This window comes from Phenylobacterium sp. (assembly GCF_028290885.1).
Taxonomy (GTDB): Bacteria; Pseudomonadota; Alphaproteobacteria; order Caulobacterales; family Caulobacteraceae; genus Phenylobacterium.
In genome coordinates, this window is sequence record NZ_JAQGIZ010000262.1 from 1 (window position 1) to 19293 (window position 19293).

Annotated in this window: 18 protein-coding genes and 1 pseudogene; 3 read left to right on the plus strand and 16 right to left on the minus strand. The window is 68.4% G+C overall.

The genetic code is table 11. The annotated features are described in order from the left end of the window. Window positions 1-1013: ComEC/Rec2 family competence protein (locus JWP28_RS17455; RefSeq protein WP_299544916.1), on the minus strand; the 1013-nt coding region annotated here is incomplete at its 3' end. Here JWP28_RS17455 and gltX point away from each other — a divergent pair. The 3 genes from gltX (at window position 985) to JWP28_RS17470 (ending at window position 4148) form a co-directional block, all read left to right on the plus strand. Next, a complete protein-coding gene (gltX, locus tag JWP28_RS17460; RefSeq protein ID WP_299544918.1) occupies window positions 985-2391 on the plus strand; it encodes a glutamate--tRNA ligase in 1407 nt (468 codons plus the stop codon). The two genes, JWP28_RS17455 and gltX, sit on opposite strands and share 29 nt — an antisense overlap. Window positions 2392-2448: 57 nt before the next feature. Continuing rightward, entirely contained in the window at window positions 2449-3732 is a 1284-nt protein-coding gene (gene gltA, locus JWP28_RS17465; RefSeq protein ID WP_299544920.1) for a citrate synthase, read from the plus strand. Window positions 3733-3815: 83 nt separating this feature from the next. Beyond that, complete coding sequence (locus tag JWP28_RS17470) at window positions 3816-4148, plus strand: hypothetical protein (protein ID WP_299544921.1); 333 nt, start codon at window positions 3816-3818, stop codon at window positions 4146-4148. Here JWP28_RS17470 and lpxB read toward each other — a convergent pair. The 15 genes and pseudogenes from lpxB to rpsB form a co-directional block, all read right to left on the minus strand. Beyond that, the gene (gene lpxB, locus JWP28_RS17475; RefSeq protein ID WP_299544945.1) at window positions 4145-5296 is read right to left on the minus strand and encodes a lipid-A-disaccharide synthase; all 1152 of its coding nucleotides are present in this window, start codon (window positions 5294-5296) and stop codon (window positions 4145-4147) included. The two genes, JWP28_RS17470 and lpxB, sit on opposite strands and share 4 nt — an antisense overlap. A gap of 17 nt (window positions 5297-5313) precedes the next feature. Further along, window positions 5314-6153, minus strand: coding sequence for a UDP-2,3-diacylglucosamine diphosphatase LpxI (gene lpxI, locus JWP28_RS17480; protein ID WP_299544923.1), 840 nt, complete (start codon window positions 6151-6153; stop codon window positions 5314-5316). Beyond that, a complete protein-coding gene (gene lpxA / locus JWP28_RS17485; protein WP_299544924.1) occupies window positions 6153-6950 on the minus strand; it encodes an acyl-ACP--UDP-N-acetylglucosamine O-acyltransferase in 798 nt (265 codons plus the stop codon). Before lpxA ends, lpxI begins: the two co-directional genes overlap by 1 nt. Further along, window positions 6947-7420: a 3-hydroxyacyl-ACP dehydratase FabZ gene (gene fabZ, locus JWP28_RS17490; RefSeq protein WP_299544926.1), complete on the minus strand. Its 474-nt coding sequence runs from the start codon at window positions 7418-7420 to the stop codon at window positions 6947-6949. The genes lpxA and fabZ overlap by 4 nt, the downstream gene beginning before the upstream one ends. Continuing rightward, window positions 7417-8433, minus strand: a complete 1017-nt coding sequence (gene lpxD, locus JWP28_RS17495) for a UDP-3-O-(3-hydroxymyristoyl)glucosamine N-acyltransferase (RefSeq protein WP_299544927.1) — start codon at window positions 8431-8433, stop codon at window positions 7417-7419. The genes fabZ and lpxD overlap by 4 nt, the downstream gene beginning before the upstream one ends. A 31-nt stretch (window positions 8434-8464) precedes the next feature. After that, on the minus strand, window positions 8465-9154 hold the full coding sequence (locus JWP28_RS17500) for an OmpH family outer membrane protein (RefSeq protein ID WP_299544929.1): 690 nt from the start codon (window positions 9152-9154) through the stop codon (window positions 8465-8467). A 7-nt stretch (window positions 9155-9161) separates the two neighbouring features. After that, window positions 9162-11486, minus strand: a complete 2325-nt coding sequence (gene bamA / locus JWP28_RS17505; protein WP_299544930.1) for an outer membrane protein assembly factor BamA — start codon at window positions 11484-11486, stop codon at window positions 9162-9164. Between the two features lie 212 nt (window positions 11487-11698). After that, window positions 11699-12916 carry an RIP metalloprotease gene (locus JWP28_RS17510; RefSeq protein ID WP_299544932.1) on the minus strand — a complete coding sequence of 406 codons (1218 nt, stop codon included), beginning with the start codon at window positions 12914-12916 and terminating at the stop codon, window positions 11699-11701. 17 nt (window positions 12917-12933) lie between these two features. Next, entirely contained in the window at window positions 12934-14133 is a 1200-nt protein-coding gene (dxr, locus tag JWP28_RS17515; RefSeq protein ID WP_299544933.1) for a 1-deoxy-D-xylulose-5-phosphate reductoisomerase, read from the minus strand. Then, entirely contained in the window at window positions 14121-14987 is an 867-nt protein-coding gene (locus tag JWP28_RS17520) for a phosphatidate cytidylyltransferase (protein ID WP_299544935.1), read from the minus strand. The genes dxr and JWP28_RS17520 overlap by 13 nt, the downstream gene beginning before the upstream one ends. Further along, window positions 14965-15744: a polyprenyl diphosphate synthase gene (gene uppS, locus JWP28_RS17525; RefSeq protein ID WP_299544936.1), complete on the minus strand. Its 780-nt coding sequence runs from the start codon at window positions 15742-15744 to the stop codon at window positions 14965-14967. The genes JWP28_RS17520 and uppS overlap by 23 nt, the downstream gene beginning before the upstream one ends. Window positions 15745-15789: 45 nt before the next feature. Beyond that, window positions 15790-16356, minus strand: coding sequence for a ribosome recycling factor (frr, locus tag JWP28_RS17530; protein ID WP_299544938.1), 567 nt, complete (start codon window positions 16354-16356; stop codon window positions 15790-15792). A gap of 33 nt (window positions 16357-16389) precedes the next feature. Beyond that, window positions 16390-17109, minus strand: coding sequence for a UMP kinase (gene pyrH, locus JWP28_RS17535; protein ID WP_299544940.1), 720 nt, complete (start codon window positions 17107-17109; stop codon window positions 16390-16392). Window positions 17110-17197: 88 nt separating this feature from the next. Further along, the gene (tsf, locus tag JWP28_RS17540; protein ID WP_299544942.1) at window positions 17198-18139 is read right to left on the minus strand and encodes a translation elongation factor Ts; all 942 of its coding nucleotides are present in this window, start codon (window positions 18137-18139) and stop codon (window positions 17198-17200) included. A gap of 299 nt (window positions 18140-18438) precedes the next feature. Beyond that, window positions 18439-19230, minus strand: a pseudogene (rpsB, locus tag JWP28_RS17545) (30S ribosomal protein S2); the annotation flags it as partial. Window positions 19231-19293 lie beyond the last annotated feature (63 nt).

Sequence of the window (19293 nt, forward strand, 5' to 3'; positions counted from 1 at the left end):
GGCGCGCGCAAGGCGAGCCACGGCCAGGCGGCGATGCCGAACCGCACGATGGCGAAGACGAAGCCGCCGACGATGGCCATGTGCAGCCCGGAGATCGAGATGATGTGGGCCAGGCCCGCCGCGCGCAGGTCGTCGACCTCGGCCTTCGGGATGAAGGCGTCGTGCCCCGTCGTCATGGCGGCGGCGAGCCCGCCGGTGCGCATGCCGAGCGTGTCGACGATCCGCCGAGTCAGCTCCCAGCGGAGCGCGTTGATCCGCATAGTCAGGCGTAGCCGCCAAGGCGGCGCAACGGGCGCCGCCCACGTCTGGGCCGGGCCGAGCGCAAAGCCCACGCCGCCGACGCTCTGGAAGAAGGAATCCCGCGCGAAGTCATAGGACCCGGGGCTGGCCGGCGGCGGCGGGGCGTTGATCACCGCCAACAGGCTGATCGGCTCGCCGGGTCCCGGCAGATAGCCGCCGCGCAGGGTGACGTGCACCCGGACCGGGGTCGCCTCGGCGGGCCAGTCGCCTATCAGCGCCGGCGCGATCATCAACCGTGGCCCGCCCTGCCCGGGGCTGATGACGTCGACCACCCAGCCGTCCAGGCGCGCTGGCCGGCTCTGGGCCGGCGCGACCGGCGACTTGACGTGGTCGGAGCGGAGTTTCGCCGCCGAGAAGCCGCCCACCGCGCAGGCGACGAGCACCAGGAAGGCGGTCAAGGCGCGGGTCTGGCTCCAACGCCCCGCCGCCAGCAGCAGCACCGCCGCGACCGCCACTCCGACGAAGGCGACCCAGGACTGCGGCTCGCGGAGCGTCGCGAAATAGAGACCGGCGCCCGAGCCGAACGCCACCGGCGTCCAAAGCGTCCAGCGCTCGGCCTGGCGCGCGGCCTGCTCGGCGAGCCACGGCCATGCGCGCGCCGAGCTAGGACGCCCCCGAACCCACGTGCTAAGAGGCGCCGCCCAGCCGCTCGGCGCGGCAGCTTCTCCAGGTCCCTCCACCTCGATGTCCGACCGCCCCGTCGTCACCCGCATCGCCCCCTCGCCCACCGGCGCCATGCATATTGGCACGGCCCGGACGGCGCTTTTCAACTGGCTATACGCCCGCCACACCGGGGGCAAATTCCTCCTGCGCATCGAAGACACCGACCGAGAGCGCTCCACCCAGGACGCCGTGCAGGTGATCTTCGACGGCCTGGCCTGGCTGGGGCTGGAGTCCGATGAGACGCCGGTGTTCCAGGCGAGCCGCGCCGAGCGCCACCGCGTCGCTGTGGACGAGATGCTGGCGCGGGGCTCGGCCTACCGCGATTACATGACGCCCGACGAGCTGGAGGCCGAGCGCACGCTCGCCCGCGCCGAGGGCCGAGTGGTCCGCTCGCCCTGGCGTGACCTCTCGCCCAACGACGCGCCGGACCGGCCGTTCGTGGTGCGGCTGAAGTGCCCGCTCGAGGGCGAGACCCCGATCGACGACCAGGTGAAGGGGCCGGTGCGGTTCCATAACAAGGACCTCGACGACCTGATCCTGCTGCGCACCGACGGCACGCCGACCTACAACCTGGCGGTGGTGGTGGACGACCACGAGATGGGCGTGACCCACGTGATCCGCGGCGACGACCACCTGAACAACGCCGCCCGGCAGACCCTGATCTATGAAGGTCTGGGCTGGACGCCGCCGGTCTGGGCGCACCTGCCGCTGATCCACGGTCCCGACGGGACGAAGCTTTCCAAGCGCCACGGGGCGCAGGCGGTGAGCGAGTTCGCCGACATGGGCTACCTGCCCGAGGCCATGCGCAACTATCTGGCCAAGCTCGGCTGGGGCCACGGCGACGACGAGATCTTCACCGACGAACAGGCCGTCGGCTGGTTCGACATCAAGGACGTGGTCGGCGCGCCGGCGCGCCTCGACTGGGCCAAGCTGAACCACCTGAACAACCACTTTATCCGCCTGGCCGAGCCGGCGCGGCTGGCGAAGCTGGTGGCCGAGATCCACCGGAGCCGCGACTGGCCGCTGCACGACGACCATCTAGCGGTGCTCGAACACGTCATCCCCTTCGTCCGCGACGGGGCCAAGACGACGCTGGAACTGGCGGACGCCACGGTCTTCGCCCTGAAGCGGCGGCCGCTGGAACTGCCGCAGAAGGCGCTGGACCTGCTGACCGAAGAGACTCGCGCCAGGCTCGCCCGCCTGCGCCAGGCGCTCGCCGCCGCACCGGTCTGGGAGGTCCCGGCGCTGGAAGCCGTCAACCGCGAATTCGCCGAAAGCGAGGGCGTCGGCCTGGGCAAGATCGGGCCGCCGCTGCGCGCCGTGCTGTCCGGGGGATCGCCCGCGCCGGACCTTGCCGGCGCCCTCGTTTCGCTAGGGAAACACGAAAGCCTGGGACGGCTTGACGATGCGCTTTCGCTCACCAGTTAAAGCGCTATAAGCGCGGTCGAACGGGCGTTTCATTCCACGCGTTTTCGGAGAATAGGCATGGCCGACACGGCGAAGATCAGCATCGGCGGCAAGACGCTCGAGCTGCCGATCCTGAAGGGTACGGCCGGCCCCGACGTCGTCGACATCCGCAAGTTCTACGCCGAAAGCGACGCCTTCACCTACGATCCCGGCTTCACCTCGACGGCCAGCTGCGAAAGCAAGATCACCTTCATCGACGGTGACAAGGGCATCCTGCTGCACCGCGGCTATCCGATCACCGAACTGGCCGAGAAATCGAACTTCCTGGAGGTCTGCTACCTCCTGCTGCACGGCGAGCTGCCGACCGCCGCCGAGTACACGACCTTCGAGCACAACATCACCTACCACACGATGTTGCACGACCAATTCGACAGGTTTTTCCAGGGCTTCCGTCGGGATGCTCACCCGATGGCGATCATGACCGGCGCGGTCGGCGCTCTGTCGGCCTTCTACCACGACAGCACCAACATTGACGATCCCGAGCAGCGGATGATCTCGTCGCACCGGCTGATCGCCAAGATGCCGACCATCGCCGCGCGCGCCTTCAAATACTTCCGCGGCCAACCCTTCGTGCATCCGCGCAACGACCTCTCCTATGCGGAGAACTTCCTGAAGATGAGCTTCTCGGTCCCGGCCGAGGACTGGAAGCCGAACCCGATCCTGACGCGCGCCATGGACCGCATCTTCATCCTGCACGCCGATCATGAGCAGAACGCCTCGACCTCCACCGTGCGGCTGGCGGGCTCGTCGGGCGCCAATCCGTTCGCCTGCATCGCGGCCGGCATCGCCTGCCTCTGGGGCCCCGCGCACGGCGGGGCGAATGAAGAGGCGCTGAACATGCTCAAGGAGATCGGCACCGTCGACCGCATCCCCGAGTACATCCAGGGCGTGAAGGACCGGCGCTACCGGCTGATGGGCTTCTGCCACCGCGTCTACAAGAACTACGACCCGCGTGCGACGGTGATGCAGAAGACCTGCCACGAGGTGCTGGACGAGGTCGGCCACGGCGACGATCCGCTGCTGAAGGTGGCCATGGAGCTGGAGCGCATCGCGCTCTCTGACGAGTATTTCATCGAGCGCAAGCTCTACCCGAACGTCGACTTCTATTCGGGCATCACGCTGCGCGCGCTGGGCTTCCCGGCGGAGATGTTCACGGTGCTGTTCGCGGTGGCGCGCACGGTCGGCTGGATCTCCCAGTGGAAGGAGATGATCGAGGACCCCAACCAGAAGATCGGCCGGCCCCGCCAGCTCTACACCGGCGCCACGCAGCGGCCCTACGTTCCGGTCGAGAAGCGCGGTTAGGCCGGTTGACATTACGGCGTTATGGGTAGGTCCTAGGTTACCGGTGGGGGTGTTTTCGCCACTCGCAACCCAGGGAGGACCCCATGCCCATCATGGCCATTTACCGCTCGAAGGAAGTCGATCGGGAAGCCTTCAACCGCTACCGCGCCGAAGCTCCGATTGAGCCGGCGCCCGAGGGCGCGATCGTCCATCAGGTCGCGTTCGATGAGGACGGCCTTCTGGTCATCGATGTGTGGGAAGACGAGGCCCAGCTGAAAGCCTTCAACGAAAGCAGGATCTTTCCGGCGCTGAATAGGCTGGGGATAACCCCGGTAGAGCCGAAGGTGCTGCAGGTCCACGCGCTGTGGGCCGCCGAAGACGCCTCGCGGCGCAATCTCGCGGCGCCGGCGCCCAATCCCGAGTCCGTCTCGGCCTAGGCGCGCACCCGCCCGGCCAGCACCTTGAGCACCGCTTCCGCGGCGGCTTCGGAGGGATCGGGGCCGCCGCGGCCCATCTTGTCCAGCGCAGCGTATTGGGCCGTCATCTGTCGGTTGCGCAATTCGGCGTCGTCGAGCCGCAGGGCCACCTCGCGCGCCAGCTTCGGCCCGGCGCACTCGCCCTGCACCAGCTCCGGCGCCACGAAGGCCTGTGCGGCGATGTTGAAGAGCGTGATGTATCTCGTGCGGATCAGCCCCTTGAGCAGGGCGTAGGTCACCGTCCCGATCCGATAGCCGACCACCATGGGGACCCCGGCCAGCGCCAGCTCCGTCGTCACCGTGCCCGAGCAGGCGAGCGCGACGGTGGCGGCCTTCATGGCGTCGAGCTTGCCCTCGTCGCCTTCGATCACATGCGAGCGGAACGGCCAGCCGGCGACGCGCGCCTTGACCAGGTCGGCGACGGTAGGCGCGGCCGGAATCACCACGTGCAGGCCTGGGCGGTCGGCCTTCAGGCGGCGCACGGCGTCCTCGAACGGCGGCAGGACACGTTGGATCTCGCCCGGCCGGCTGCCGGGCAGCACCAGCAGGATCGGATCGGCGGGGGCGGCGCCGATCTGAGCGCGAAGGCGCGCTGGATCGGCCTTGGAGAAGTCCAGACTGAGCGCGGAGTTGCCGACGAAGGTCACCGGCAGGCCCTCCGCCTCGAAATAGGGCGCATCGAAGGCGTGGATCGACAGCAGGTGGTCGACGGCGGCCGCCAGGGTCTTCGCCCGGCCCGGCCGGGTCGCCCAGACCTGCGGACCCACGTACTTGATCAAGGGCAGCGCGGGATCGAGCCGGCGCAGCCGCTGGGCGACCCGCAGGGTGAAGCCCCAGGAGTCGATCAGCACCGCGATGTCGGGTTTTTCCCGCCGGGCGATGTCCGCCGTCTCGTCGGCGCGACGGACGATGCGCGGATAGGCCACCAAGCCCTCCAGCAGGCCCAGGATAGAAATGTCGGCGATATCGAAGGGACTCTGCACGCCTTCGGCCGCCATCCGCTCGCCGCCGACGCCCACGAAGCGGACGCCCTCCCCCAGCCGGCGCTTCAGGGCCCGAGCGAGGCCCGCGCCGCGATCGTCGCCCGACGCCTCTGCCGCCACCAGCATGACGGTGAGCGGCGGGCTCACGGCGCGTGCGCCTCCACGCCCAGGATGAACACGCCGAGTTCGTCGGCCAGCGCGACCACCTCGTCGCGGTCGAGCACCAGCAACCCGCCCGCCTCGCCGACGATGCCGGCCAGGCCCGCGCGGGCGACGGCGCGGACGGTAGCGGGGCCGATGGTCGGCAGATCCACGCGCGTCTCCTGGGTCGGCTTGGGCGCCTTGGCCAATACCCCCTTGGGAGCGTCCGGCCGGCCGCGCAGCGCTTCGGGCAGGTCCGCCACGCGGGCGAGCATGGCGTCGGTCCCCTCGGCCGCCTCGACGGCCAGGACGAGGCCGCGGCAGACCGCCACCGCCTGGCCAACGTCCAACCGCCCGATCGCGCGCGCCACGTCCATCGCGTGCGCAATGTCGGCGAAAGCGTCGTCGGACGGCGCGACACGCCCAAGCAGTCCCTCGCCGAGGCCGAGGTCGTCCATCACTTCATGCGCGCCTTCGACCGCGAAGCCTTCTTTCTCGAATTCGCCCACGAGGAAGCGCAACAGGGCGTCGTCGCCCTTGCGCGCCGCCGCGATCGCGCCCGGCAGGGCTGCGAGGCCGCGCAAGTCCGGCATCAGGGCGCTGAAATCGGGCCGCGCGACATTCCCCGCAAGGCAGATGGCGCGACAGCCGGCGCGCTTCAGGGCCTTGAAGCATTTCCCAAGCTCGGCCAGGCCCACCTCGGCGCCGGCATAGGGCTCGAGCCCCGCGCCCGCGAAGCCCTTCAGCCGAATCACGAACAGCGGGCGGCCGGAGCGCTGGCAATGCTCGGCGATCTCGACGGGCAGACTCCCGCCGCCGGCGATCAGCCCGAGCTTCTGCATCACACTTCGCGTTCAGGCAGGCAGAGCGGGCGGCCGGCCTCGGCACGGATGAAGTCGATGATCTCCATCACCGGGGCGCTGTGGCCGAAGGTGGCGGCCGTGTCGTCGATGCGCTCCTGGAAGGTGCCTTCCTCGGCGAACAGCAGCCGGTAGGCCGAGCGCAGCTCGCTGATCGTGTCGCGCCCGAAGTCGCGGCGCTTCAGCCCCACCAGGTTCAGGCCCTCCAGGTGGGCGTGGTTGCCCCAGACCAGGCCGTAGGGGATCACGTCCTTGGTCACCGCCGCCAGGCCGCCGATGAACGAGTATCGCCCGACCCGGCAATACTGGTGGACTGCCGCCAGGCCGCTGACCATCACGAAGTCGCCGATGTCCACATGGCCGCCGAGCGTCGCCGAGTGCGCCAGGATGACATTGTCGCCGACCGTGCAGTCATGGCCGACGTGGCTGGTCGCCATGAACATGCCGTCGTCGCCGACCCGGGTGACGCCGTTGGACTGCACCGTGCCGATATGCATCGTCACGTGTTCCCAGATCTTGTTGCGATCGCCGATCACCAGTTCGGTCGGCTCGCCCTGGTAGGCGGTGTGGTGCGGCGGCCCGCCGAGATTGGCGAAGTTGCGTACCGTGCAGTCCTCGCCGATACGCGTGTGGCCCTCGATGACCACGTGGGAGAGGATCTGCGTGCGCGGACCGATCCTGACGTGCTCGCCGAGGATCGAATAGGGACCGATGCTGACGCCGTCGGCAAGCTCCGCGCCCCTGGCGACGATCGCCGTCGGATGGATATCGACGCTCACTGGGTGTCCACCACCATGGCTGCGAATTCGGCTTCGGCGGCGACCTTGTCATCGACCAGCGCTCGGCCGCGGAACTTGAACACATCGCCCCGCGCGCGGATCACCTCGACCGCCAGGCGGATCACGGCGCCCGGCCGGACCGGGGCGCGGAACCGGCAATTGTCCAGGGACATGAAGAAGATCGCCTTGCCCCCGACTTCAATCTCCAGCGACTTCGACATCAGCACCGCGCCGGTCTGGGCCAGCGCCTCGACGATCAGCACGCCCGGCATCACCGGATAGCCCGGGAAGTGGCCCTGGAAGTACGGCTCGTTGGCGGTGACGCACTTGATGCCCACGATCGATTCGTGCGCCCGGTAGTCCTCGCAGCGGTCGACCAGCAGGAACGGATAACGGTGCGGGATTCGCGCCAGGATCTCGGTGATGTCGATTTCGCTGGGAGTTTCGCTCACCGGCGCCTTGCGGCTCATTCGTTCCCCTCTTTGCGGCCCGCCTGCCTGGTGAGCCAAGCGACTTCGCGCATCCATTGCCGGATCGGCCGGGCGGGAAAGCCGCCCCAGGTTTCGCCGGCAGGAATATCCCGCATCACCCCGCCGGCCGCGCCGATCCGCGCACGGTCGCCGATGGTCAGGTGGTCGGCCACCCCGGCGCGCCCCCCGAACTGGGCGCCGTCGCCGATAGTCACGCTGCCGGAAATCCCGGTGTGGGCGGCCATAACGCAATTACGCCCGACGCGGACGTTGTGTCCGATCTGCACCTGATTGTCGATCTTGGTGTTCTCGCCCAGCACGGTGTCTTCGAAGGCGCCGCGGTCGACGCAGCTGTTGGCGCCGATGCTGACGCCGTCCTGCAGGATCACCCGCCCGAGCTGCGGAATGTCGATCAGCCCCTTGGGGCCTGCCGTCGCGCCGAACCCCGCCTCGCCGATGGCTGCCCCGGCCAGGATCCTCACCCGGTCGCCGATCAGGGCGAAGCCGATGGTCACATTGGCAGAGATCTCGCAATCGCGGCCGATGGCGACCCCCGGCCCGACCACCGCGTTGGCGCCGATGCGCGTGCCACGCCCGATCTGGGCGCCCGCTCCGACCACTACGCCCGGACCCAGCAGGACGCCGGGCTCGATCTGGGCGTTGGGCGACACCGGCGTGTCGCCCGACGCGAACCGCGGTCGGTGCAGGCGCGCCGCCGCGATCGCATAGCCCATTTGCGGCGAGGTCATCGCCAGGCCGGCGCAGCCCGCGGGCAGGGCCTCGATGTCGTCCTCGCCGATGAAGCAGGCCCCGGCCTTGGACTCGCGGAGCTGCGGCAGGAATTTGCGGTCGCTGACGAAGGTGATCGCCTCGGCGCCCGCGCCAGCCATCACCGAGACCGCACGCACGTGCCGTCCGCCCATCGCCGGGTCGACCAGCCGGGAGCCCGTCAGCTCTGCCAGTTCGGAGAGAGTGACGGGGCCCAGGTCTTCGAAGAAGCGCGGATCGGGCATGGCTTGCGTGCGGCGACCCGCGCCTGAGGTCTTACCGCTTGGCCGGTGCGGCCGGACGCGGGGTGGACGGCGTCTGCACGATCGGCGGCGCGCCGCCGGCGGTCGCGGCGCCCGCCTGGTCAAGCCGTTCACGGTCAAAGGCGAACTGGGTGATCTTGCCGTTTAGGGCGGTGATCACCTGCGGGGTGATATCCATCGCCGGATTGGCGATCACCACGGCCGTACGCTGCAGAAGCACCGAGCAGGCCCGTTGTTGATAGACCTGCCGGATCAGCGGCTCCATCTCCTGGCCGACGCGGCCGACGGCCTTCTGTTCGGTGGCGGAGACCTCGCGGTCGCGCAGCTGGGCCCTACGCTGGAGGGCGTTGGCGCGTCCCTGCAGCGCCAGGCCGCGCTGCTCGAAGGTGCTCTGGTCAAGGGTCGCGCGCTGCGCGTCGAGCGCCTTGGCGTCATTGTCGAGCGTGGTCTTCTCGCCGTTCAGCTCGGCGTTCACCTGGGCGACGATCTGCTGCATCCGGCTCTCGACGTAGTGGCCCACGGCGGAGGCGCCGATGGCGTTCTCGAGCGAGAGAATACAGACGCCGCCGATCGCAGGCCCGTGCGTTACTTGCGGCGCGGCGGGCGCGGCGGGCGCGGCCGCGGCCTGGGCGAACGCGCTGGAGCCCGCCGACAGGGCGACGGCGGCGACGAGGAGGCCGGCGGCGATGGATTTGGAGGTCATGATATTCCTAGAACCGGGTTGAGGTTGAGAACCGGAATGTTTCAGTTCTGTCGTAGGGTTCCTTCTTGAGGATCTGACTGAGGTCGAACCGGATGGGACCCATCGGCGACTTCCAGAAGATGCTCAAGCCGGCAGAAGCGCGCAGACCCAGGTCGTCCTTGATCAGCGGATCGACGATGGTCAGGCCCGTCGTTGGATCGATCTTCGACTTGTCGAACTTGTCCAGCGAGCCGAGCGTGCCGAAGTCGGAGAACAACGCGGCCTTGATGCCATATTGCTCGGGCAGGAACGTCGGGACCGTCAACTCCATCGAGCCGATGGCGTAGACCTTGCCGCCCAGGGCGTCGGCTTGACCGCTTGAGGCGAAGTTGAGGTCGCGCGGCCCGATGCCAGCGGTCTGGAAGCCGCGGAAGCTGGTGCCGCCCTTGTAGAACCGGTCGTTGATCCGCACGTGGTCGCCGCCCCAACCCTGAACGATGCCCGCCGAGCCTGTGACGCTCATGATGTAGGTCTTGTCGAAGCCGTGGTACCAGCCGCCGTCGCTTTCGGTGCGGACGTACTTCACGTCGCCGCCGAGGCCCGCGAAGTCCTGGTTGAATTCGATAAAGAAGCCGCGGGTTGGATTGATCGCGTCATTTCGCCGGTCGAGCCGGTAGCCGTAGCCCACCAGCGAGGTCAGGAAGCTGCCGCGCTGATCGCACAGCGACACCGAGACGATGAGACTGGTCGGATCGCAGAAACTCGGATCGATCGTCACGTCGTCGGTGCGCAGCGTGTAGCGAAGCGATCCGGTCGAATTCAGGCTGAGCGGGAAGTTCAGCCGCAGGCCCGCGCCGACCGTCTGCTGCTTGTAGGCCTGATACTGGCTGAGGTCGTACTTGTAGTAGTAGGTGTCGAAGCCGGCGGCCAGGTTCCGGCCGAGGAAGCGCGGCTCGGTGAACGAGAAGTCGACCTGCTGGCGCAGCGATCCCACCGAGATGCGCGCCCGCACGTTCTCGCCGCGGCCCCGGAAGTTACGTTCGGTGACACCGAGGTCGACGACCAGCTGGTCGACCGACGAATAGCCGGCACTGAACGAAAGCTCTCCCGTAGGCTGCTCCTCGACCTTCACCTGCAGGCCGGTACGGTCCGGCGCGGACCCCGGGATCTCGGTGATGTCGACGCTCTTGAAGAAGCCCAGCGCCCGGACCTGGTTCTTGGAGCGGTCGACCAGGACGCGGTTGTAGGCGTCACCTTCCGAGACGTTCATCTCGCGGCGGATCACATAGTCCAGGGTGCGGGTGTTGCCGACGATGTCGATGCGGTCGACGTAAACGCGCGGCCCTTCCTTGACCTCGAAATTGACGTCGACCGTGCCCTTGGCGCGGTCGGCCACGTAACGCGGCCGCACGTCCACAAAGGCGAAGCCCGCGGCGCCGGCGGCGAAGGTCAGGGCGTCGGTCGCCTGCTCGATCTTCTCGTCCTGGTAGGTGTCGCCCCGACGGAACGGGACCAGCGCCAGCAGCACGTTCTTGTCGAGTTTCTTGAGATCCGTGTCGACGTTGATCTTGCCGAACTTGTACTCCGGCCCCTCATCGACGGTGTAGGTGACCAGGAAACCGTTCTTGTCGGGCGACAGCTCGGCCACGGCGGAGCTCACGCGGAAGTCGTAGAAGCCGCGGTTGCGGTAGTATTTGCGCAGCTGCTCCTTGTCGTACTCCAGCCGGTCCGGGTCGAAGTTGGCGTAGGACGAGAAGAATTTGTACCAATGCGACTGCTCGGTCACGACGACGTCGCGCAGGTCGTTGTCCGAGAACGCCTTGTTGCCCAGGAAGTTGACGCGCAGCACGCCGCTCTTGGGGCCCTCGTCGATCTTGAAGATCAGGTCCACGCGCTTTTGCGGCAGCTCGACGATCTGCGGCGTCACCGTGGCCGAGATGCGGCCCGACCGGCGGTAGAGTTCGACGATGCGGCCCACGTCCTGCTGGGCCTTGGCGCGGGTGAAGATGCCGCGCGGGCGCACGCTCACCTCGTCCTTCAGCTTGTCTTCCTTGATCGACGAATTGCCCTCGAACAGCACCCGGTTGATGATCGGGTTTTCGACGACCGTGACGATCAGGTCGCCGTTGTTGAGGTCCATCTTCACGTCGGAGAACAGGTCCGTCCGGAAGAGCGCCTTCAGGCCGGCGTCGATCTTCGCGGCGTCGATGGTCTCGCCGACAGAGATCGGCAGGTAGGAGATCACCGTGGTGGGCTCGATACGCTCGTTTCCCCGCACCAGGATCCGCTGCACGACCCCGGTCTGGGCCACGGGCGCGGGCGGCGCGGGCGCCGGCGCAGGCGCCGTGGCCACCGGAGCGCCCGGCGGGGCTGGAGCAGGGGCTGGAGTGCTGGGCGCAGCCGGCGGGCTGGGCGCAGGACTGGGCGCCGCGGGAGTCTGAGCGAACGCCAGGCTGGGCGTCGCTAGCGCGGTCGTAGCCAGAAGACCGGCAAGGCCGGAAACTAGCGCAGCGCTGCGGGCGCGGTGTCTGTGCATCGAATCAGCCGTTTAGGAAAAGTCGGGGGTCAGGAGAATAGCCCGCCGAGGAAATTGAACACACGCAGGCGCTGCAGATCGTTCACGGTGGCGAACAACATCAATCCGAGAACTAGCGCAAGGCCCACGCGATACCCTACCGCTTGAACCTTGGCAGCAAGTGGGCGGCGGGCGACCGCTTCATAGGCGTAGAACAGCAGGTGTCCCCCATCGAGCACAGGTATCGGCAGAAGGTTGAGGAATCCGATACCGACTGAAATGTTGGCGACAAGAAGCAGCGCCGTCAGGAGGCCGTTGAGCGCGAAGCTCGGCAAATCCTTCGAGAGGCTCGCCGTCTGTTTCGCGAGGTCCCCGGAGATCTGCGCCATACCCAGCGGGCCGGAGATCTGGTCGGCGCTCTCATGGCCGGTGACCATGCGCCCGATGTAAAACACCGTCGTGCGGACGAGATCGGCGGTGCGGTAGACGCCGCCGGCCACCGCCTGGATCGGATTATAGTGCTGGACCCGCCGGTCCCCGGGGCGGTCGGCGAATACGATCCCCACCATTCCCAGGCGATGCTTGCGGCCGACCGAATCCATCACGTCGCCGCGCGCGGGAGTCGCCACGAGGTTCAGCCGCTCCCGGCCGCGCTCCACGACGAAGGAAATCGGCACGCCGGTCCGCAGGATGATCAGTTGCTTGACCGTATCGAAGGTCTTCACGTCCTTGCCGTCGGCCTGGACGATGACGTCGCCCGCCTGGAAGCCGGCCCGGGCCGCAGGACCGCCCGGCACCACCTTGTCGACGCGGGCGGGCGAGAGCGGCTCGCCAAGCGCCATGAGCAGCGCGGCGAAGATGGCGATGGACAGGAGGAAGTTGGCGACGGGGCCGGCGGCGCTGATCACCGCGCGCTGCCAGATCGGCTTGAAGTGGTAGTAGCGGCCGAGCGCCGCCTCCCCTTCCCGCGCCACCAGGTCGCGGCGCATGGCCTCCAGGTCGGTCTGGTCGGGGACGCTGGCGGCGTTGTCGTCGCCGGCGAAGCGGACATAGCCGCCGATCGGCAGCCAGCCCAAGCGCCATTCCACGCCGGACTTGTCGGTCCAGTGGGCCAGGGCCCGGCCGAAGCCGATGGAGAACTGGTCGATCTTCGTCCCCAGCGCCTTGCCCGCCAGGAAGTGGCCGAACTCGTGGACGGTGATCACGACACCCACCACCACGAGGAAGGGGAGGACGTAGAACAGCAGGTTCGGCAGGAAACCCGTCATCGGCTGTCTCTACTCCTTCAGGCCGGGGCCATAAGGCCGCTAACGACCTCGTCCGCCACGCGGCGCGCGGTCGCATCGGTGAGGCGAGCAGCCTCGACGGGGTCGTTCTCGGTCCGCCAGAGCAGGTTCTGACGATCCATCCGCGTCAAGGTCTCTTCCACGGTTGCGGCTATATCAAGGAAGCCGATGCGGCGACCCAGGAACGCGGCCACGGCCACCTCGTCCGCGGCGTTCATGGCTGTGGGCGCGACCCCTCCAGCCGCGAGCGCCGACTTGGCGATGCTCAGGGCCGGGAAGCGCTCGAGATCCGGATCCTCGAAGCTCAGCGGCCCAGTACGGGCGAGGTCGAGCTTCTTCGCGGGCCACGGCAGCCGGTCGGGCCAGGCGAAGGCGCAGGCGATCGGCGCGCGCATGTCCGGCGGCCCGAGCTGGGCCAGCGTCGAGCCGTCGGCGTATTCCACCAAGCTGTGGACGATGGACTGCGGGTGGATCAAGACCTCGATGCGCTCCGCAGGCATCGCGAACAGGTAGGCGGCTTCGATCACCTCCAGGCCCTTGTTCATCATGGTCGCCGAATCCACCGAGATCTTGGCGCCCATGCTCCAGTTGGGATGCGCCAGGGCCTGTTCAGGCGTGGCCCGCGCCATCTGTTCGCGCGACCAGCTGCGGAACGGCCCGCCGGACGCGGTCAGGAGCAGGCGCGACACATGCTGGGCGTTCGACGGCGCGAACACCTGGAAGATCGCCGAGTGCTCGGAATCCACAGGGATCACCACGCCGCCGGCCAGCTTGGCGGTGCGCAACAGGTTCGGCCCGGCGCAGATCAGGCTCTCCTTGTTGGCCAGCGCGACCACGGCCCCTGCCCTCGCCGCCGCCAGGGTCGGCGCAAGGCCCGCGAAGCCGACGATGGCCGACATCACCCACTGCGCATCGGCCGCCGCGGCCTCGATGACGGCTGCGGAGCCGCCCGCGGTTCGGATCCCGGAGCCGGCCAGGAGGTCGCGCAGCCTGGGCAGCGCCGCCTCGTCCTCGATGACCGCGATCTGCGGACGCCACTCGAGCGCCTGCGCGGCCAGCCTCTCGACATTTCGCCCCGCGGCCAGAGCCACGACCTCGACCTCGACTCCCGCCTGGGCGAACAGGTCGAGCGTCGACACCCCGATCGAGCCGGTCGAACCCAGGACGCTGACTTTCTTCGGCAAACTCAATGGCCCCATCCTATCTCGTTGGCCAGGCGGGCGACGGCCATCACCACGACGGCGAACATCAACCCATCCACGCGGTCGAGCAAGCCGCCATGGCCCGGGATCAGGTCGCCGGAGTCCTTAACGCCGAACCGGCGCTTAAGGGCCGATTCCCACAGATCTCCGGCCATGGTGGCCAAGCCAACCGCCAGGCCGATGAAGGCGGCGGCCCAGAGGTTCAACTGGAAGTAGGGCAGCGAGGCCATCAGCGCGCCGGTCCCCATGGCCGCGGCCAGCCCGCCGACGAACCCCGACCAGGTCTTGTTCGGCGAGAAGCGCGGCCATAGCTTCGGCCCCTTGAGCGCGTTGCCGACCGCGAAAGCGCCGATATCGGCGGCCCAGGTGGCGGCGAACAGCATCAGCGTCCACCAGACCCCCTGATTGGTGCCCCGGAGCCATACCAGGCTCAGGGCCGCGGGCCCGATGTAGAAGACCCCGTAAGCGGCGTCCGCCGGCCGCTCCGCCACGCCGCGAGCCACCAGGGCCGCGGCAAGCGCTCCCACCGGCAGCGCCAGCCAGGCCAGCACGAAGTGCCGTTCGTAGCCCAGGAACACCGCCGCCAGAATCGCCGCGGTCACCGCCGCCGAAACCCGCACCGGCGCCCCCGGCGCGCTCATCCCCCCCCATTCGATGGCCAGAAGCGCGACGCCCACCGAGATCAGCAACAGGTACGGCAGGGCCTCCTGGCGCCCCTCCAGCGCCGGAACCCAATGCTGGTGCTGGCCAAGCGTCGCGTAGAGCGCCGTTGGGACCAGGACCACGCCCGAGGCGATCCTCAGGCCCAGGTTGGACCAGTCGAAGCGCCTAGCCTGCGGCAAGGACGTCATCGGCCACGACGGCGCCATACCGGCGATCACGTGTGTAGTACTCGGCGATAGCCGCCTTCAGGTGCTCGGCCGAATAGTCGGGCCACAGGACGTCCTGGAACACGAATTCCGCATAGGCCGCCTCCCAAAGCACGAAGTTGGAGAGCCGTTGTTCCCCGGACGGGCGCACGATCAGGTCCGGCGGCGGCAGCTCGGACGTCGAGAGGTACTGGGCGAAGCCGGCTTCGGTGAGGTCGCCCGGCGCGGCGCGGCCGGCGGCGACATCCTCGGCGAACCGCCGGGCGGCGTCGGTGATGTCGGCCTGGCCGCCGTAGTTAAAGGCAATGGTCAGGAACAGGGTGCTGTTGCGGGCGGTCCGCGCCTCGGCCTCGCGGCAGATCTTCAGCAGGTCGTGCGACAGGCCCTCCTGCCGGCCGATCACCCGCACCCGCACTCCCTCGCGCTCCAGCCGGGGCAGGTCGCTGCGGAAGTAGCGCTGCGGAAGGGCCATCAGCTCGGCCACCTCGGCGACGGGCCGGCTCCAGTTCTCGGTCGAGAAGCCGAAGATGGTCAGCCAGCGGATGCCCAGGTCCTGCGCCGCCTGGACGATCCGCTTCAGCGTCTCGGCGCCGGCCTGATGGCCGACGCTGCGCGGCAGCCCGCGGCGCTTCGCCCAGCGGCCGTTGCCGTCCATGACGATGGCGACGTGCAGCTGTGGGCCTTCCCCCGCGTCTTGTTCAGGCGCGCCCGCGGACGGCGTGTTCTCTGGGGCGGCCATGGGGGTGGATTTCGGTCCTTACGGGGCTTTCGTCGGCGCGCGGCCTTAGACGTGCATGATCTCTTGTTCTTTGGTTTTCAAGGCTTCGTCCACGCGCCTGATCGCCTCATCGGTCAGCTTCTGGACCTCCGTCTCCATCCGCTTTTCCTCGTCCTGGTTGATGACGTGGGCCTTCTCGGCGGCGCGCAGATCCTCGTTGGCGTCGCGGCGGATGTTGCGCACCGCGATCCGCTGCTGCTCGGCGTACTTGCCGGCCACCTTGGCGAGGTCCTTGCGCCGTTCCTCAGTGAGCGGCGGGATCGGGATGCGCAGGTTCTGACCGTCGGTGACCGGATTGAGGCCCAGCCCCGCGGAGCGGATGGCCTTCTCCACCGAGATCACCAGGGCCTTGTCCCAGACGCTGACGCTGATCATCCGCGCCTCGGGCACGGAGATCGCGCCCACCTGGTTGATCGGCATGGTCGAGCCGTAGGCCTCGACGTTGACCTGGTCGAGCAGGCTGGCCGACGCGCGCCCGGTGCGCAGGCTCGCGAACTCCTCCTTCAGCGCGGCGACCGCCTTGTCCATGCGGTCCCGGTATTTGGAAAGCACCGGCTTTTCGACAGTGGCCATGTTGTTCGCTCCTTTCTCTCGGCTGCGGCGCCGTCAGGCTATGGTCGTGAAGACGCCTTCGCCCTGCAACACCTTCAGGAGATTGCCCCGCTCGCGGATGGAAAAGACCACGATCGGGATGTGGTTGTCGCGCATCAGGCTGACGGCGGAGGTGTCCATGACGCGCAGGTCCTTCGACAGCACTTCCTTGTAGGTCAGGGTCTCATAGCGCTTGGCGTCCGGATCCTTCTTCGGGTCGGCCGTGTAGACGCCGTCGACGCTGGTGCCCTTCAGCAGCGCGTCGCAGCCCATCTCGGCGGCGCGCAGCGCGGCGGGCGTGTCGGTGGTGAAGAAGGGCGCACCGAGCCCCGCGGCGAAGATCACCACGCGGCCCTTCTCCAGGTGGCGCAGCGCGCGGCGGCGGATATAGGGCTCGCAGACCGCCTCCATGGGGATCGCCGACTGGACGCGGGTGTAGACGCCGATCTTCTCGAGCGAGGCCTGTAGCGCCAGCGCGTTCATCACCGTCGCCAGCATGCCCATGTAGTCGGCGCTGGCGCGCTCCATGCCGCTTTCGGCGAGCGTCGCGCCGCGGAAGATGTTGCCGCCGCCCACCACCAGGCAGACCTGGACGCCGGCGTTCACGACCTGGGCGATGTCTTCGCAGACCGCCTGCAGGGTCTTTGGATCGATGCCGAAGCCCTCGCCGCCGACGCCCGCTTCTCCCGAAAGCTTCAGGAGAATGCGTTTGTAGCGCGGCTGGGCGTCGGGCATGGGGAATCCCTATCTGAAAGCGAACATAAACCAAGGGCGCGACGCGTCGATACGCACCGCGCCCCCGGCAGCGTCTTCCTAGGCGAGCCTAGCTCTGGCCGGCCATCGAGGCGACTTCCGCCGCGAAGTCCGGGCCCTCGGGGCCCTTGTCGACGCCCTCGCCCAGGGCGAAACGTACGAAGCCCTTCACGGTGACGGGAGAGCCGAGTTGCTTGGCGGTGTCGGCCACCAGCTGCTCGATGGTCTGGTCGGGGTTCATGACGAAGGGCTGCTTCAGCAGGACCACCTCTTCCTGCCACTTGCGGATGCGGCCCTCGATCATCTTCTCGACCACGCCGATCGGCTTGCCGGACTCCAGCGCCTGGTCGGTGAGGAACTTCTTTTCCTTCTCGACCGCGACGGGATCCAGATCGTCCGGGCTGAGCGCCAGCGGCGGGGTCGGCGTGCCGGCCACGTGCATCGCGATCTTGCGGCCCACGTCCTTCAGGGTCGCCTGATCGCCGGCCCCTTCCAGCGCCACGAGCACGCCCAGCCGGCCGACGCCCTCGCCCTGTGCGTTGTGCAGGTAGAGCGAGACCGCGCCGGCGCTCACCGTCAGGCGGGCGGAGCGGCGCAGGCGCATGTTTTCGCCGATGGTGGCGATCATGTGCGTGACCATCTCCGACACCGTCTCGCCCTTGGACGTCTTGGCGGCGGAAATGGCGTCGATCCCCTCGGCCGTCAGCGCCACGCCGGCGATTTCGCGCGCCGCGGCCTGGAAGGTGTCGTTCTTGGCCACGAAGTCGGTCTCGGCGTTCAGCTCGACGAGCACGCCGGTCCGGCCGTCCGCGCTCACCTTACCGGCCACCAGGCCTTCGGCGGCGGCGCGGCCGGACTTCTTCTCCGCCTTGGAGAGGCCCTTCTTGCGAAGGAGCTCCATGGCGGCGTCCATGTCGCCGCCGGTTTCCTGCAGGGCGTTCTTGCAATCCATCATGCCAACGCCGGACTTTTCGCGCAGGTCCTTGACCAGCGCAGCGGTGATCTCCGCCATGGTCAGCTCCTTCAAGCTATAGAGGTCGGACGGACTCCTCGCGGAATCCGCCTTTCAAGGGGTAGTCGGCCGGTAAGACGCTCTCGCGCGCCTCAGCCGGCCTGTTCTTCGCTCGGCTGCTCGGAGACGGCTTCCGCCTCGGCGTCGGCGCCGGGGGCCTGCGCATCCGGGGTCGGCTCGGCGGCGGCCTCGGCAACCGGCTCGGGGGCGACCGGCTCGGCGGCGGCCGGTTCAGCGGCAGCGGCTTCCGCCACCGGCTCCGGCGCAGCCTCCGCCGCGGGTTCCGGGGCAGGCTCCGCCTTCGCCTTCTTCGGCCTGGGCTCGGCGGCCGGCGGCGGCGCCTGACGGGCCAGCGTCGGCTCGACCGGAGCCTCCGCCGCGCCCAGGTCGACGCCCGCGGCCGATTGGCCGGCGGCGAGGCCGTCGAGGATCGAATCAGCCATCAGGTCGCAGTAGAGCTGGATGGCGCGCGCGGCGTCGTCGTTGCCCGGGATCGGGAAGGTGATGCCGTCCGGGTTGCAGTTGGTGTCCAGGATGGCGATCACCGGGATGTTCAGCTTACGCGCTTCCTGGATGGCGATCGCTTCCTTGTTGGTGTCGATCACGAACATCAGGTCGGGGATGCCGCCCATGTCCTTGATGCCGCCGAGGGAGAGCTCGAGCTTGTCGTGTTCGCGGGAGAGCTGCAGCAGCTCCTTCTTGGTGCGGCCGGTCTCGGTCTCCATCACGCCTTCGAGCTCGCGCAGGCGGGCGATGGAGCCGGACACGGTGCGCCAGTTGGTGAGCGTGCCGCCCAGCCAGCGGTGGTTCACATAGTACTGGGCGCAGCGGCGCGCGGCGGTGGCGATCGGCTCGGAGGCCTGGCGCTTGGTGCCGACGAACAGGATGCGGCCGCCGCCGGCGGCGACTTCGCGCACCTTCACCAGGGCCTGGTGCAGCAGCGGGATCGACTGCGAAAGATCGATGATATGGATGTTGGAGCGGCTGCCGAAGATGTAGCGCTCCATCTTCGGGTTCCAGCGGTGGGTCTGGTGGCCGAAGTGGGCGCCGGCTTCCAGGAGCTGGCGCATGGAGAATTCAGGAAGAGCCATAGGTCTTTAACGTCCTTTTTCCGGTTAACCTCCGCAAGGCAAACCCCTGGTGTCCCAGGGACC